The following is a 15,439-nucleotide window of genomic DNA, read 5'->3' as shown; positions in this document are numbered from 1 at the left end:
AGCATGGAAAAGGGGATCATGATTTGTATGCTCTCCTTTTCCCTTTTCATACCCTCTGCCGCGGCTGCCCAAACTGAAGAAAATACAGATGTCGCGCCAAACCAGTATGAGAAAAAAGACATCGAAATCGATACGAATTATTTGCATGAAGATACCTACTATGAAGAAAAAACAGAACTGCCTGAGGAACAGAAGGATATTACTTTTGATAAACCGAAGGACAAGGACGCCGAGCTGATAAAAGATTTGTTTACATCAACAAATGCCGAGGATTCCAACACGATTGCGGCCCAGTCGAAACAGCTTGGAATTACATTTGCTGAAAAACCAATAACAAAGACATCATCAACGGAAACAGAAGATGAACAAGAAACATCATCATTGCTGCTGCCGATGATCTATGTCGTACTGATCCTGCTCGGAATTGCAGGCATCGTGTTCCTCATCCCAAAAGTCACAGCGCAGGAAAACAAGAAGGCGTAGGCCGCGTGCTTGTGTTGTGTAAAAGCAGTGCCGTACAATAATAACGGAAAAGGAGGTTTCCAATGGAACTTTATATCATCACCGGAGCGTCAAAAGGGCTGGGTCAAGCCGTTGCATTACAGGCTTTAGAAAAGGGGCATGAAGTCCATGCCTTATCCAGAACGAAAACGGATGTCTCTCATGAAAAACTAACGCAGCATCAAATAGACCTCATCAATCTCAAAGAAGCTGAACAGCAATTTGAAACATTGCTCTCATCCATCGATCCAGATCGTTATTCTGGTATTACCCTGGTCAATAACGCCGGAATGGTAACGCCGATCAAACGTGCCGGCGAAGCGTCTCTTGACGAGCTTCAGCGCCATTATCAGCTGAACCTGACTGCGCCCGTGCTTTTGAGTCAGCTGTTTACAAAACGGTTTGCTTCATACAGCGGCAAAAAGACGGTTGTCAACATTACTTCAGGAGCCGCCAAAAATCCATATAAGGGATGGAGCGCGTATTGCAGTTCAAAAGCCGGGCTCGACATGTTTACGAGGACATTCGGATTTGAACAGGAGGATGAAGAGCTGCCGGTGAACATGATTTCGTTCTCACCTGGAGTGATGGACACTGAGATGCAGGCCGTCATCCGTTCTTCATCGAAAAAGGATTTCCACCACATTGAACGATTCCGGAAATTAAATGAAACAGGAAGCCTTCGCAGTCCGGACTTTATTGCCGGCACGCTGCTTTCTTTACTAGAAAAAGGGACGGAAAACGGCCGCATTTATGATATTAAAGAGTTTTTGTAGAGCAGATATTTTCTGCTCTTTTTTTTATACAAAAGGCTGCAGCCAGCGCATTTTATTGAACAGCCGCATATACTGACTGAAACGCTGCTTTTAGGGTATAACAATGATGATAAGAAGATCAAAATGATGTGACATAAGAATTGAGTTTCTCTGCAAATTATGTTAGGATTCTAAAAATATCTAAAGGAGGGGTTTCCATGAGAAAGGTTACATTAATGGATGTTTTCACCCATCCAATTGCACAAAAATATCTTCAGCGTTCCGGCGTGGCACATGCGATTGCCTGCGCTTATCATGCATACAGGCTGTCTGTGAAGGCTGACATTAATCCTGATTTAGCAGCAAAAGCGGCACTGCTTCATGACATCGGCCATTATGAATGGTATACAGACGGAAAGTGGGATTATGAGAAATACAAAAGAAATGACATTCATGCCATTAAAGGGGCGGAACGCGCGCATAAGCTTCTGATTCGGCTTGGCGAGGAACCGAAAGCGGCAAAAGAGATTGCACTAGCCATTTTGCTTCATACAGATTCCTATTTGCCTGAAGGCGAATTAGATAAAAACACGCTGCAGCAGATTGTCAAAAAAGCGGACGAACTGGATGAAGAGCCGGGCGGCCACCATCATTACCGCCAAATTGATCCTTCAACCGCACGAAAAAAAATAGAAAAGCTGGACCAATTAATCGACCAAGCCCAGGCATCCGTGATAAAGCCTGTATAAGTACGGAACAGCGCCCAGCTTTCTTCGCTGTCTCCGCTTCATCGATACTTCCTTTACACCCGCTTCCAAACGTATTCTCCTAAAATCTCCGCACCCCTTTGTTTAATCAGGTAAGCCTGTGTCATTATCCATAAGCGCGGCATAAGCTGAGATAAAACACACAAAGGGGATAAAAGTATGGTCAACCAAGGTAGTCCGCAACTGGTCTCTTTAGTCGATCCTTATGTCTATCAGACCATTAAAAAGCTCATCGGCTCAAGGTTCGTTATACAGACAGTACGAGATACGGTCAGAGGCAGACTGATCGATGTAAAACCTGACCATATCACAATTGAAGGAGCCCGAAATTCTGTTTGTTTGATCAGAATCCAGCACATGATTTCCGTCACCCCAGATTACAGTGAGCGGGTCTAACAGTGCTTGCGCATGAAAAATAGGCGTACACTAGGACGTCCTATTTTTCAGTTAAGCGCTGTAAAAACGCACTATGATACATTGTTCCGTCAAGGTCAAAGCCGGCAAATTCCTGATAGTCACCATCTGAAAAACAGAAAGTGACACCGTACACCGTATAGCAGGAACGGACTGAAGCATGCTGGCAGACCCGAAAATGATAACCGTCTGAATCTTTTACATATAGCCGGGATTTCCCGGCAAATGGGGCACAGAGGTGTGCTGCCTCACCAAAACATTCGAATCCGGCGATTTTGCCGTCTTGGCTGATATCCAGCAGGAGACAATCATTGACTCTGAGCTCCTCAGTCCGTACATTCCTGTTCTTTTTCGGAGGAAGAACATAGATATAAGACAGTTCTGAATCTGTATCGTATGTCACGGCCTTCATCACCAACACTCCTTTCATTATATTAAGAGTTCTGATATGAGTTCATTTTTGTTACAATGATGGGGTATAAGTTCTTTTATCTGACAGACAAAGAAAAACTAGGAGGAACAAAGCTTGTTGAAATCAAAAGTCCATTTTTGGACATTGCAGATTTTATTTGTTTTGCTGATTATTTTTGTAGCAACAAAAGTTTCATTTGTATTTCAGCCGTTTATTGTTTTTATCTCGACATTGTTTTTCCCGATGCTGATTGCGGGAATTTTGTATTTCATATTTAATCCGGTGGTCCGCCTGCTTGAGAAAAAAATTCCGCGGACATTATCCATTCTATTGATCTATTTACTGTTTATCGGTTTGCTTGCCTTTATTTCAGCGTCAGTCGGACCTATCATCACCTCACAGGTGACAGGGCTGTTTAACAACCTTCCTGATTATATAAAACAGATTCAGGCGCTGACAAAGGATTTGTCCCATTCTCAATGGTTTACCTGGATGATGAACCAGGATTATGTATCGATATCAAAAATTGAACAGTCATTGACAAGTTTTCTCCAAAACCTGCCGCAAAATATCACGTCCAGTTTATCTGCGGTGTTTGGCGTCGTGACAAACATCACGCTTGTTATTATTACTGTTCCATTTATCCTTTTTTACATGCTGAAAGACGGACATCGCTTTCCGCATTTGGCAGTAAAAATTCTACCGGCTTCTTATCGGACAGAAGGCTTAAAGATTTTTAAAGATTTATCCGATACGCTTGCGGCATATTTCCAGGGGCAGCTGTTAATCTGTCTTTTTGTCGGAACAGCGTGTTTTATCGGCTATTTAATTGCCGGACTGCCGTATGCCCTGATTCTTGGGATTGTCATGGCGATTACCAATATCATTCCCTATGTCGGGCCTTTTCTCGGTGCCGCGCCGGCTGTCATTGTCGGTTTTATGGACTCGCCGGCCAAAGCGCTGTTTGCGATTATTGTGGTCGTCATCGTTCAGCAGCTGGACGGAAACCTGCTGTCTCCTCTTGTGATCGGAAAGCGTCTGAATACCCATCCGCTTACGATTATTTTGCTGTTAATCGGAGCGGGAAGCTTCGGCGGAATTCTCGGCATGATTTTAGCGGTGCCGGTTTATGCGGTAGTGAAGGCGTTCTTCCTGAATATTGTCCGCTTGATCAAGCTGCGCCAGCGGTCACGACTCGAGGAAAACGCAAAGCCAGCTGAATAGGCGGGCACCATTAGCGGCTCTTTGCATATGATGCTGTAAATCAATGCGGAGGTGGGGAAATGCCTGCAATTGTGGGGCCGATTTATATCATGTCAGTTACGGGTAATGCCGCGGCAAGCTTTGGAGACGTATTTGCGATTTCGCCAAAAAGCGTCGCTCATTCAGGGGCGGGGTCAGGCGCATTTCAGCTTGGTGATTTTGTGAAGATTAACAACCAAACGAGTAAAACTCTCTTCAAAGATGCCGATATCACTGATGAAACAGTTTCGTTTAACGGGTAACAGCCTTTTCACAAGAGGCTGTTGCTTTTTTATTGTATAATATGGGTAGTCTTTAAATAGAGAGGTCATGTTATGAAAATCAGAAAAGCAAATATCAATACGCAAACCGGAATGATCACGGACGTGTATCTGCATGATAACAGAAAAGAACTGCGCACGCTTGTAGCGGTACCGCAGCTGGAGTGGAGCACGATCATTTCCTATGAAGAAGATAAAGCAACTCTGCCTGAACGGCTGGAAGCGTCGTTGCGCCGGCATACAGAGGAAACCCCTGCTGGTGAGCTGGCCAAAAAAATCATTCATTGGGTAACAGAAATGTAAGCGGCGCTTGAAAGTTTAGCTCCTGCCTGATCAGGTGATAATGAAGACAAACAAGACGGGAGGACAGGCTTTTGAGTGAAGATAAAATGGATCTCTATTTGCAGCAAGGAATGTATGGGCCTTTGGAGACAAAGCCTGACGAGCGCCATTTGTTTTTAGGCTCTTTAAGAGAAAGAGTCGTTTTGGCACTGACGAAAGGACAGGTGCTTAGAAGTAAACCGTATAAAGAGGCGGAGCACGAGCTGAAAAACAGCCATGACGTCACCCTTTTGGTTAATGGAGAGCTTCAGTATCAGTCTTACTCTCCTTATATCCAAATGGCGAACCGGTACGGAGTGCCCTTCAAGATTGTATCTGATCTTCAGTTTCATACGCCTTTAGGCCTCGTTATTGCGGCTGACATCGCTGTGAATCGTGAATTGATATATATTCAGGACGACATTTATAATCGGTCAGTGCTGAAATCTTAAGAGACAAACGGACCGTTTGTCTTTTTGTTCATGGCAATTCACTTACAACTGGAGATAAGATATAATGTTCTCATACTGATGGCGGGGAGGCCGGCTATGAAAAAAGCACTTATTTGTATTGATTATACGAATGATTTTGTGGCGAGTGACGGAAAATTGACCTGCGGGGAGCCCGGCAGAATGATTGAAGAGGCGATTGTCAATTTAACTGAAGAATTCATCACAAACGGTGATTACGTCGTATTAGCAGTAGATTCTCATGATGAAGGGGATCAATATCACCCTGAAACCAGTCTTTTTCCTCCGCATAATATAAAAGGCACGGAAGGAAAAGATCTGTACGGAAAGCTTTTGCCTCTATATCAGAAACATGAACATGAACCTAATGTTTACTACATGGAAAAAACGAGATATTCTGCTTTTGCGGGAACTGATTTAGAGCTCAAACTCAGAGAGCGGCAGATTGGCGAACTGCACCTTGCCGGTGTCTGCACAGATATTTGTGTGTTGCATACAGCTGTTGACGCATACAACAAAGGTTTTCGGATTGTTGTGCATAAACAAGCTGTTGCCAGCTTTAATCAGGAGGGGCACGCATGGGCTCTTTCCCATTTTGCAAACAGCATCGGAGCGCAAGTGGCAGAGTAAGGAAGGGGAAAAACAGTGTTAGAGTACGGATTTAAAGATGACAGCCTGTCATTACATACAGACCTTTATCAGATCAATATGGCGGAAACGTACTGGAGAGACGGCATTCATGAAAAGAAAGCGATTTTTGAGCTGTTTTTCAGAAGGCTTCCGTTTGAAAATGGCTATGCCGTATTTGCGGGCTTGGAAAAAGCCATTGAATACTTGGAAAATTTCAAGTTTACGGATAGCGATTTGAGTTATTTACAGGATGAACTCGGGTATCATGAAGATTTTATTGAATATTTGCGCGGCTTATCTTTTACAGGTTCACTTTACTCCATGAAAGAAGGAGAGCTCGTTTTTAACAATGAGCCGATTATGAGGGTGGAGGCACCCCTGGTAGAAGCGCAGCTGATTGAAACAGCTTTGCTCAACATTGTGAACTATCAAACATTAATCGCAACAAAGGCTGCCCGGATTAAAGGCGTCATTGGTGATGAAGTTGCGCTTGAATTCGGAACAAGACGGGCGCACGAAATGGATGCGGCCATGTGGGGAGCGAGAGCAGCCTTAATCGGCGGCTTTAGCGCGACAAGCAATGTAAGAGCCGGAAAGCGCTTTAATATCCCGGTTTCCGGCACACATGCGCATGCGCTTGTGCAGGCTTACCGCGATGAATATACAGCTTTCAAAAAATACGCGGAAACACATAAGGATTGCGTCTTCTTAGTTGACACGTATGACACGCTTCGTTCAGGCATGCCGAACGCGATTAGGGTTGCCAAGGAATTCGGCGACCGCATTAATTTCATTGGCATCCGTCTGGACAGCGGCGATTTGGCGTACCTGTCAAAAAAAGCCCGGAAAATGCTTGATGAAGCAGGATTTACAGATGCGAAGGTGATTGCTTCAAGCGATTTGGATGAGCACACCATTATGAATTTAAAGGCTCAGGGAGCGCGCATTGATGTCTGGGGTGTCGGTACGAAGCTGATCACTGCCTATGACCAGCCGGCTCTCGGCGCAGTTTATAAACTCGTTGCCATTGAAGAAGACGGGAAAATGGTTGACACGATCAAAATTTCGTCCAATCCTGAAAAAGTGACGACACCGGGCAGAAAGAAAGTCTACCGCATTATTAATCAGTCCAATCATCATTCTGAAGGCGACTATATTGCGCTTTATGATGAGCAGGTGAATGATCAGAAGCGGCTCAGAATGTTCCACCCGGTTCATACATTCATCAGCAAATTTGTCACGAATTTTTATGCGAAGGATCTTCATGAGCTGATTTTTGAGAAAGGTATTCTTTGCTACCAAAACCCTGAGATTTCAGACATACAGCAGTATGTGCAGGATAACCTCAGCCTGCTTTGGGAGGAATATAAGAGAATCAGCAAGCCGGAGGAATACCCGGTTGATTTAAGCGAGGACTGCTGGAGCAATAAAATGCAGCGGATCCACGAAGTGAAAAGCAGAATTGAAGAAGAGCTTGAGGAAGAATAAAGAAAAACTGGCCTTTCGTTCGCGAAGGGCCAGTTTTCTTTATGTATATATTATTTTTCATGTTTAGACAATTTTCGTCAAATTATTTGATATACTTAGGGGTGAAAGCCGCGCGTATTGTAAGGGGGATAAATCAATGAGGGTGTTTGTTGCAAGACAGCCTATTTTTAATAGAAAAGAACAGGTTGTTGCTTATGAACTGCTGTATAGAGAAAGCGAAGAGAACGTGTATAGCGCTAAAGACGGCGATCAGGCAACAACAGATTTGGTGATCAACAGCTTTTTAAACATCGGAATTGAGAAGCTGACGGAAGGGAAACGCTGTTTTGTTAATTTTACGGAAAGCCTGATGTTTTCGAATCTTCCCACCTCCTTCAATCCGAAACAGCTTGTCATTGAAATCCTTGAAGATATACCGATCACGCCGGCCCTCATTTCTAGATGCAAAGAATTGAAAAAAATGGGGTATATGCTGGCGCTTGATGATTTTTATGCAATAAACCCGCAAGATGAGGACTTACTGGAAAAACTCATGAGTTATATTGATATATTGAAAATTGATTTTCTCAAAACAACACGAATGGAACGCAGAAAAATTTTGCAAACCTACGGCTGCCGCGGCCTGATTTTTTTAGCGGAAAAAGTAGAGACCCGAAAAGAATATAAACAGGCGGTCCAAGACGGCTTTCAATTATTCCAAGGCTACTTTTTCAGCGAGCCGCGCATCATCAGCGGGCATGACCTATCGACTCATTTCTATTCTTACTATGAACTGCTTAACGAACTGAGCAAAGAGCAGCCTAACATAAAGTGTGTGACAGAGTACATAGAGCGGGATTTATCACTGTCCTATCAAATTTTAAAATTTTTAAACTCATCCCATAGCCGTTTGAGCCAGAAAATTGAAAGCATTCAACAGGCCATTATGCTGCTGGGATTTAATGAAATCAAACGGTGGATATATATCCTTTCCTTTAAGGATTTAAGCAGGAAAGGCCATTCCAGCAAGCACGAAATCATTAAGATTTCTTTGATAAGAGCAAAGCTTTGCGAACTGCTGGCGAGAAAGACATCCCGGCCGCAGCCTGCTTCTTATATGCTGATCGGAATGTTTTCTCTCATAGACACCCTCCTGCATAGAGAAATAGAGGAAATTGTTCAAGAATTGCCTTTAAAAGATGAAGTCGGGCAAGCATTATTAGGCCATCAAAACGACTACTACCAAATGCTTGAGCTTGTGAAATTAATTGAAAGCAACAACTGGGACACTTGCTCGGAATTAGGCAATCAACTCGACAAAGAAGAAGCGTATGAATGTTATCTTGAGGCTCTGGAATGGTGTCATAATCTTATGGACGCAAAATGATTGCGGTCCTCTGACCACCGCAAAGCAAGAATCATTCGGCTTTGCGTTCCGATAAGGCTGATATAGATGCCGTCGGGATTAAAGACCGTATCCACTTCATGCCGGACGCCCATTTGTTTGATCAGGCGCTTTATGGTTTGTTTATCGGACTGCTCGGCTGCGGTCAGAATGCGGCGCGAGAGCTCCCGCGAGCCCGCAATGCGGCCGAGAACGAGCTGGGCATCCGCAAATATCCCTGCGGCCTGCTTCGCTGAACGGATAAAGGTATCAATATTGTTGGCAGGAGCGGGCGGACGGCGTACCTCATACGGATACACGTAAAACCAGGGATAACGATATCTCATGGGAGCACCTCACAAAAAAAGGATGTTTCTATATGTATAGATCCCTAATTGCCGAATATGACAAAGCGAAAAGGCCACAACTTTAGCGTTGCGGTCTTTTTCGGTGTTTGTCGGTCAGGAAACGCCAAGAATCGCATATTCAATTTTGAAAATACGGTATGAAGGACTATAGTCTTGCTTAGTAAAAATGCGAAACCCGTTAAAATCAAGGAGATTAAGAATCTTTCTCAATTTCAGCACATATAAACGCTCTTTCGCATAGAAAGATAGTCCCGTTCTTGTTGTGATTCCTTTGAGTATAAGGGCCTATTGATATTTGCGGTGTCACGCAGGATCTTTTTGCATACTTTTCGGTGAAAAATGAGCCGAAAGCAGATACACTATTAGTAACAGATCAAATACCTAGGACTCGTTCACCATACACAATTCATTGATCTTTCAAAAAAAGGAGTGTGGAAACGATGGAAAAGAAACTTGAAGAAGTAAAACAATTGTTATTCCGACTCGAACTTGATATTAAAGAAACGACAGATTCATTACGAAACATTAACAAAAGCATTGATCAACTCGATAAATACAATTATGCAATGAAAATTTCGTGAAAAAGACTTGGAAACAAGTCTTTTTTTTCGTTCTACCGATACAATAAATGGATAAAGTATTATATGATTGTTAAAAAACGAAAAACCTGCTGTCCTTTAAATGTCCCATTTAGTAAAATGGAATGGGAGGGGGGAAGTCGTTATTGAGCAGATATGTTTAGATTCTGTCCGGATCAAGGAGAAAATGAAGGAGATTGTGAAGCAAAACATATCTAACAAAGATTTGTCACAACTTCTTTGCTCATTTATTGATTCTAAAGAAACATTCTCCTTTGCTGAATCTGCAATCTTACATTATGTTGTTTTTGGAGGAGAGAATTTAGATGTTGCAACATGGCTTGGTGCGGGAATAGAAATACTTATTCTTTCATCAGATATTATGGATGATCTTGAAGATGAAGATAATCACCATGCTTTATGGATGAAAATTAATCGCTCAGAGTCTTTAAATGCAGCTCTTTCCTTGTATACAGTAGGATTAACGAGTATTTATTCATTAAATACCAATCCTTTAATTTTTAAATATGTTTTAAGATACGTAAACGAAGCCATGCAAGGTCAACATGACGATATCACTAATAAATCTAAAACAGAAGATGAAAGTTTAGAAGTAATTAGATTAAAATGTGGAAGTTTGATTGCACTAGCAAATGTAGCAGGTGTTTTATTGGCTACAGGAGAATATAATGAAACAGTTGAAAGATATTCCTATTATAAAGGGATTGTAGCTCAAATTTCTGGAGATTATCATGTTCTTTTATCTGGGAATCGCAGTGATATTGAAAAAAACAAACAAACACTGATTTACTTATATCTTAAGCGATTGTTTAATAATGCTTCGGAAGAATTATTATATTTATTTTCACATAAAGACTTATATTATAAAGCATTATTAGATAGGGAGAAATTCGAAGAAAAATTAATTCAGGCAGGAGTTACTCAATACATTTCGGTATTATTGGAGATATACAAACAAAAATGTTTTTCTACTATAGAACAATTAAATTTAGATAAAGAAAAAAAAGAGTTAATAAAGGAAAGCTTACTAAGTTATAAAAAGGGGGATACAAGGTGCAAGACCTAATTAACTACTTTTTAAATTATCCTGAGGCTTTAAAAAAATTGAAAAATAAAGAAGCCTGCCTTATTGGTTTTGATGTGCAAGAAACTGAAACAATAATTAAAGCTTATAATGATTATTATCGGGCTGATCCAATAACCCGTCAATGGGGTGATTAATAGGTGGATTTGCATTGAAGAACTTGATAAAAAAATTCACAATAGCTGTAATTGTTTTGAGTATCCTCTATATAAGCTATACAACTTATATTAGTATGAATGGGATTATTATTGGGACTAAGGTTCAAAAAAATGATAAAAGTCAATTTGTAATAGAAGAAATATCAAAATCTTCATATGGACAATTTGTTGGTCTGAGACAGGGAGATATCATATTAAAAATCAATGAAGAAAAACCTTCAGACAAACATTTGAAATGGGGATATTTGAGTCATATTAACAGTTTGGATATTTTAAGAAGTGGAAAAAAGATTCATCTCAAAGATTTTGATTTAGTTACTCTAAATAGATCTTATAGTTTTTTTCTGTTCGTACTTCCTTTGGTTTTTTACTTTTTAAGCATAATATGCATTTTTTATATATTTAAGGTAAATAAAAAAAGGAGATCATTTGCTGCCTATATTCTTATTCTATTGTTATTAGACATTTCGATAGCATATATAAGTGCAGGTGGACCATTTAGAGGACATATAATCAATCGGTATATTAACTTGTTTACTTTTATATCTTCTCCTATTCTTTATCTTCAATTTATACAAACATACCTTGGAGAAATAGGAAAAACTTTTTTGAATAGAATCTCCTTTCTTTATATCATACCAATATTTAATCTTGGAATTGAGTTTTTTCAAGACTATTTACAAGTAGATATTGATTTTTTAGCGACTGTTAACTTGGTTTCTTTTGCAATTTTGACTCTATTTTCTTTTTCAGCGATATATTTTCATCTTAATAAATATAAATATGCTGAGCATTCGTTTATTCTTAAATTACTAATTTTAACAAACACTTTATCATTTGCGCCTTTTTTGATATTTTTTGTTCTTCCAATAATATTTACAGGTAATTATATTTTCCCGGCATTAGCTTCGGCGTCATTACTAGTACTAATTCCGTTCGGGTTAGTATACCAATTTGTAGCCAATAAGATGTTTGATATAGAGTTTATCTTAGGAAGAATGAGATACTATGCTCTACTTGCCATGATACCAACTCTTCTTATAGTTGGTGCATTAGTTCTGTTTGATGTAATGGAAATACAGATGAATCCTTTACGCCAAACGGTATTTTTTTTCGTTGTCATGTTCGCTGTCTTTTATTTTAAAGAGGTCATAGATTTTAAATTTCGGTTAAAACGTTTCTCTGAAAAATTCAACTATCAGGACAGTATCTTTAAATATACTCAGCTAATGAGAGGTGTAACTTCTCTTCAACAAGTCTTTAAAGAACTGAAAAAAACTATTTTGGATGTTTTACATGTAAGCAAAGCTTATACCTTTGAGGTAACTCCTGATCACAAAGTGATATTTTTAGATAAGCATGAAATCGAACCGGAATGGCATCTTTATAAAGAGGAGTTTGAAAACGTAACATCAGAAATCGGGAAAATTATAGAAGTCAATCAAGGCTTTCTTATGAAAGTTGGTGAACGAGGTGGAAGTTCTTATGTTCTGCTTTGTTTATCTAATATTAACACTCCCCGGCTAACACGTGATGAAATATCGTGGCTGAAAACACTGTCTTTTTATACAAGTGTGTCCATGGAAAATGTTCTGCATATTGAGGAGCTCATGGAACATTTGAAGGACTTAAAGCAAGAGGGAACCAACCCGATATGGCTGAAAAAGCTAATGTTTGCAATCGAAGAAAAACAGCGTTCAGGACTCGCCCGTGATCTCCACGATTCGGTTCTTCAGGATTTGATTTCCTTAAAACGCCAGTGTGAGCTGTTTTTGGGTGATTTCAAGAAGGATGATAATCCGTGCCGTGAAGAGGTGCAGGACAAGCTTGTACAGATGAATGAGCAGATGTCTGATGTGATTTCGATGACGAGGGAGACGTGTCATGAGCTGCGGCCGCAGCTTCTGTATGATCTTGGGCTGGTCAAGGCGCTGTCGAAGCTGGTGGCGCAGCAGCAGGAGCGGGTTCCGTTTCACATTCGTTTAAATACCGGAAGATTTACGGCTTCCCTTGATCTGGATTCGCAGCTGAATTTGTACCGGATCATTCAAGAGTTTCTGTCTAATGCGGTCAAGCACTCTCAGGCGACGGATGTGCTGATTATGCTCATCAGTATTCAAAACAAAATCGTTCTTCATTATGAGGACGATGGCGTTGGGTTTGATCAGGAAAAGAATACTGAGCATTCCATGAGCATGGGGCTTTCTGGCATTAAGGAGAGAGTCAGGGCTTTAGATGGGCGCCTTCGGATTGAAACAAGTGAAGGAAAGGGCTTTAAGGCTGATATTGAAATCGAATTGTAATGGATTTATAACGGAAACGACTTGGCACAGGCCAAGTCTTTTTTATAAAATGGAAAAGAGTGAGTAAAAGGGAGGAAAACATGAAAAAGATACTAGTGATTGATGACCATCCGGCTGTCATGGAAGGCACCAAGACAATTTTGGAAACGGATTCGAATTTGTCTGTTGATTGTCTCAGTCCTGAACCGAGCGAACAGTTTATCAAGCAGCATGATTTCTCGTCATATGATCTCATTTTAATGGATCTGAATTTAGGCGGCGAGGTCAATGGGATGGAGCTTTCTAAACAGATTTTACAAGAGAATCCTCATTGTAAAATTATCGTGTATACCGGTTATGAGGTCGAGGATTATTTCGAGGAAGCGATTCGTGCGGGTCTGCACGGTGCCATCAGCAAAACGGAATCTAAAGAAAAGATCACCCAATACATATACCACGTACTCAATGGAGAAATTTTAGTCGATTTTGCTTACTTTAAACAGCTGATGACTCAGCAAAAAACAAAGCCGGCTCCTTCCTCTCAAAAAGAACAAGATGTGCTCACACCTAGAGAATGCCTGATTCTTCAAGAAGTTGAAAAGGGATTTACAAACCAAGAAATCGCAGATGCCCTTCATTTAAGCAAGCGGTCCATTGAATACAGCTTGACATCGATTTTTAATAAGCTGAATGTCGGTTCCCGGACGGAAGCGGTTTTGATTGCGAAATCAGACGGTGTACTTTAAATATTGGGGGTGTAGATGATGGATACGAAGCACACATTGCTTGAAGCGCTTGGTATAGAGATTGTTGAAAACACAGCGGAACGTTGCGTTGCGGTCATGCCTGTGGATCATCGGACGGTGCAGCCGTTCGGATATTTGCATGGGGGCGCTTCAGTGGCCCTGGCGGAAACAGCGGCGAGCGCAGGTGCACAGAACCTGATTGATCATTCAACACAGGCTTGTGTCGGTTTGGAGATTAACGCCAACCATTTAAAATCTGTAAAGGAAGGAACGGTAAAGGCGGTAGCCGAGCCCGTTCATATCGGCAGAACGACGATTGTCTATCATATTCACATATATGACGAGCAAGAGAGGCTGATCTGTATATCCAGATGCACGCTGGCTGTCATCAAGAAATAAAAAAACAGCCGGAACTCTGCCTGTCCGGCTGCTTATTTTTATAAATAAGAATCCTCTTTTCGTTTAATCACAAAGTTTCTGATTCCGTTATAGTCATCCTGTACGCTTCTCTCATCAAGCTTGACGCCGGAGTTATACGCAGCACGGCAGATCAAGTGCCCGCCGATAGGCGACGTAATAAAGATAAAGAGAATCCCAAGCAGGATTTTAGCGGAGAGCTCCCCCGTCACAAACCACAAATAGAAGAAGACACCGAGCAGAATCATATTGACACCTAATGTTGAGCCTTTAGAAGCAGCATGAGCGCGTGTAAACACATCGGGAAGGCGAAGTACGCCAAATGACGCAATGAGGCATATAAGAGCACCCAGCAAAATGAATACAGCCACAACAACCTTAGCGATTTCGATCATTTTCGATAATCTCTCCTTTCTCCAGGAACTTGGAAAATGCGATCGTTCCGATAAACGATAAAATCCCCAGCAGCAAAATAATATCCAAAAACGCACTTGTTTTCAGCAAAATGGAGACAAGCGCCGTGATTGCGATCAGATTGATGCCGATTGCATCCAGAGCCACGACCCGGTCAGGCACAGTCGGCCCTTTAATGACACGAATGACATACAAAAAGGTAGACACTGCCATAATGCCGAGCGCGATTTGCAGGATCAGCGTAAACATCACCGGCTCACCTCCTGTATGGCTTTTTCAAATGACTCCCGAATATCAAAAATCGCTTTTTCCGCATCCTCGATATCCATTGCATGAATATAAAGTATTGTTCTGTCATCTGAAATATCCATCACCAAGGTTCCCGGCGTTAATGTAATGAGCAGAGAAAGCAGGGTGATTTCCCAGTCCTTCGTCAGTTCAGTTTTAAAAGCAAAAATACCCGGTCTGATATTCAGTTTTGGAGATAAGACTGATTTCATCACACTGACATTGGCAAGGTACAGTTCCTTTATAAAAATGAAACAGAGCTTGATGATAGAAATCAATTTCCATAGATAAAACTGGCGAGTGAAAAAGCGCCGGAAGAAAAAGAGAGAGAGCATTCCCAGAATATAGCCTGTAATGAATCCTGCGGCGCTTGGACTGTTGCTTAAGAACATCCAGCAAAAAGCGAGAAACACATTTAATAAAATTTGAAATGCCATGC

23 protein-coding genes are annotated in these 15,439 nt (G+C 41.2%); 17 read left to right on the top strand and 6 right to left on the bottom strand.

What is annotated here, in order from left to right; genetic code table 11:
* Positions 1-27: 27 nt before the first annotated feature.
* From essA to NX903_RS15440, 4 genes are all read left to right on the top strand, one after another.
* Positions 28-483 (top strand): type VII secretion protein EssA, encoded by a 456-nt coding sequence (gene essA, locus NX903_RS15455; RefSeq protein WP_015251327.1) that lies wholly within the window; start codon positions 28-30, stop codon positions 481-483.
* Between the two features lie 62 nt (positions 484-545).
* Entirely contained in the window at positions 546-1,277 is a 732-nt protein-coding gene (locus tag NX903_RS15450) for a (S)-benzoin forming benzil reductase (RefSeq protein WP_086344263.1), read from the top strand.
* 197 nt (positions 1,278-1,474) lie between these two features.
* On the top strand, positions 1,475-2,005 hold the full coding sequence (locus tag NX903_RS15445; RefSeq protein ID WP_003244444.1) for an HD domain-containing protein: 531 nt from the start codon (positions 1,475-1,477) through the stop codon (positions 2,003-2,005).
* A 177-nt stretch (positions 2,006-2,182) separates the two neighbouring features.
* The gene (locus tag NX903_RS15440; protein WP_003220677.1) at positions 2,183-2,419 is read left to right on the top strand and encodes a YuzF family protein; all 237 of its coding nucleotides are present in this window, start codon (positions 2,183-2,185) and stop codon (positions 2,417-2,419) included.
* Positions 2,420-2,459: 40 nt separating this feature from the next.
* Here the strand turns inward: NX903_RS15440 and NX903_RS15435 are convergent, their stop codons facing one another.
* Positions 2,460-2,849 (bottom strand): DUF2283 domain-containing protein, encoded by a 390-nt coding sequence (locus tag NX903_RS15435; RefSeq protein ID WP_086344262.1) that lies wholly within the window; start codon positions 2,847-2,849, stop codon positions 2,460-2,462.
* Between the two features lie 114 nt (positions 2,850-2,963).
* Here NX903_RS15435 and NX903_RS15430 point away from each other — a divergent pair, with 114 nt between their 5' ends.
* The 7 genes from NX903_RS15430 (at position 2,964) to pdeH (ending at position 8,647) form a co-directional block, all read left to right on the top strand.
* On the top strand, positions 2,964-4,073 hold the full coding sequence (locus tag NX903_RS15430) for an AI-2E family transporter (RefSeq protein ID WP_014480712.1): 1,110 nt from the start codon (positions 2,964-2,966) through the stop codon (positions 4,071-4,073).
* Between the two features lie 59 nt (positions 4,074-4,132).
* On the top strand, positions 4,133-4,354 hold the full coding sequence (locus NX903_RS15425) for a spore germination protein (protein WP_015384524.1): 222 nt from the start codon (positions 4,133-4,135) through the stop codon (positions 4,352-4,354).
* Between the two features lie 72 nt (positions 4,355-4,426).
* Positions 4,427-4,675, top strand: coding sequence for a YueH family protein (locus tag NX903_RS15420; RefSeq protein WP_086344261.1), 249 nt, complete (start codon positions 4,427-4,429; stop codon positions 4,673-4,675).
* 71 nt (positions 4,676-4,746) lie between these two features.
* On the top strand, positions 4,747-5,145 hold the full coding sequence (locus tag NX903_RS15415) for a YueI family protein (protein WP_032726794.1): 399 nt from the start codon (positions 4,747-4,749) through the stop codon (positions 5,143-5,145).
* A gap of 96 nt (positions 5,146-5,241) precedes the next feature.
* Positions 5,242-5,793 (top strand): cysteine hydrolase family protein, encoded by a 552-nt coding sequence (locus tag NX903_RS15410; protein ID WP_086344260.1) that lies wholly within the window; start codon positions 5,242-5,244, stop codon positions 5,791-5,793.
* 15 nt (positions 5,794-5,808) lie between these two features.
* Positions 5,809-7,281 carry a nicotinate phosphoribosyltransferase gene (locus NX903_RS15405; RefSeq protein ID WP_003228788.1) on the top strand — a complete coding sequence of 491 codons (1,473 nt, stop codon included), beginning with the start codon at positions 5,809-5,811 and terminating at the stop codon, positions 7,279-7,281.
* A gap of 136 nt (positions 7,282-7,417) precedes the next feature.
* On the top strand, positions 7,418-8,647 hold the full coding sequence (gene pdeH, locus NX903_RS15400) for a cyclic di-GMP phosphodiesterase (protein WP_049140563.1): 1,230 nt from the start codon (positions 7,418-7,420) through the stop codon (positions 8,645-8,647).
* On the opposite strand, the gene NX903_RS15395 is transcribed toward pdeH, so the two are convergent.
* Positions 8,623-8,991: a hypothetical protein gene (locus NX903_RS15395; protein ID WP_017695529.1), complete on the bottom strand. Its 369-nt coding sequence runs from the start codon at positions 8,989-8,991 to the stop codon at positions 8,623-8,625. The two genes, pdeH and NX903_RS15395, sit on opposite strands and share 25 nt — an antisense overlap.
* Before the next feature lie 114 nt (positions 8,992-9,105).
* A complete protein-coding gene (locus NX903_RS15390) occupies positions 9,106-9,231 on the bottom strand; it encodes a hypothetical protein (protein ID WP_003228793.1) in 126 nt (41 codons plus the stop codon).
* Positions 9,232-9,452: 221 nt separating this feature from the next.
* On the opposite strand from NX903_RS15390, the gene degQ reads away from it, so the two are divergent.
* The 6 genes from degQ (at position 9,453) to NX903_RS15360 (ending at position 14,280) form a co-directional block, all read left to right on the top strand.
* Positions 9,453-9,593 carry a degradation enzyme regulation protein DegQ gene (degQ, locus tag NX903_RS15385; protein WP_003220708.1) on the top strand — a complete coding sequence of 47 codons (141 nt, stop codon included), beginning with the start codon at positions 9,453-9,455 and terminating at the stop codon, positions 9,591-9,593.
* Between the two features lie 184 nt (positions 9,594-9,777).
* Positions 9,778-10,677, top strand: coding sequence for a polyprenyl synthetase family protein (locus NX903_RS15380; RefSeq protein WP_086344259.1), 900 nt, complete (start codon positions 9,778-9,780; stop codon positions 10,675-10,677).
* On the top strand, positions 10,665-10,832 hold the full coding sequence (gene comX, locus NX903_RS15375) for a competence pheromone ComX (protein WP_038828676.1): 168 nt from the start codon (positions 10,665-10,667) through the stop codon (positions 10,830-10,832). The genes NX903_RS15380 and comX overlap by 13 nt, the downstream gene beginning before the upstream one ends.
* Positions 10,833-10,846: 14 nt before the next feature.
* On the top strand, positions 10,847-13,156 hold the full coding sequence (gene comP, locus NX903_RS15370; RefSeq protein ID WP_038828679.1) for a two-component system sensor histidine kinase ComP: 2,310 nt from the start codon (positions 10,847-10,849) through the stop codon (positions 13,154-13,156).
* A gap of 80 nt (positions 13,157-13,236) precedes the next feature.
* Positions 13,237-13,881, top strand: coding sequence for a two-component system response regulator ComA (gene comA, locus NX903_RS15365; protein WP_003220716.1), 645 nt, complete (start codon positions 13,237-13,239; stop codon positions 13,879-13,881).
* Between the two features lie 18 nt (positions 13,882-13,899).
* A complete protein-coding gene (locus tag NX903_RS15360; RefSeq protein ID WP_014477831.1) occupies positions 13,900-14,280 on the top strand; it encodes a hotdog fold thioesterase in 381 nt (126 codons plus the stop codon).
* A 38-nt stretch (positions 14,281-14,318) separates the two neighbouring features.
* On the opposite strand, the gene mnhG is transcribed toward NX903_RS15360, so the two are convergent.
* From mnhG to NX903_RS15345, 3 genes are read right to left on the bottom strand one after another with little or no spacing between them, the layout of a single operon-like run.
* Positions 14,319-14,693, bottom strand: coding sequence for a monovalent cation/H(+) antiporter subunit G (gene mnhG / locus NX903_RS15355; protein WP_015714623.1), 375 nt, complete (start codon positions 14,691-14,693; stop codon positions 14,319-14,321).
* Positions 14,677-14,961, bottom strand: coding sequence for a Na(+)/H(+) antiporter subunit F1 (locus NX903_RS15350; protein ID WP_003228814.1), 285 nt, complete (start codon positions 14,959-14,961; stop codon positions 14,677-14,679). Before NX903_RS15350 ends, mnhG begins: the two co-directional genes overlap by 17 nt.
* Entirely contained in the window at positions 14,961-15,437 is a 477-nt protein-coding gene (locus NX903_RS15345) for a Na+/H+ antiporter subunit E (RefSeq protein ID WP_003228815.1), read from the bottom strand. Before NX903_RS15345 ends, NX903_RS15350 begins: the two co-directional genes overlap by 1 nt.
* Positions 15,438-15,439 lie beyond the last annotated feature (2 nt).

This window comes from Bacillus sp. FSL R5-0576, from assembly GCF_038004765.1.
GTDB lineage: Bacteria > Bacillota > Bacilli > Bacillales > Bacillaceae > Bacillus > Bacillus subtilis.
Note: the sequence above shows the minus strand (reverse complement) of the source record. Positions and strands in the feature narration are given on the sequence as shown.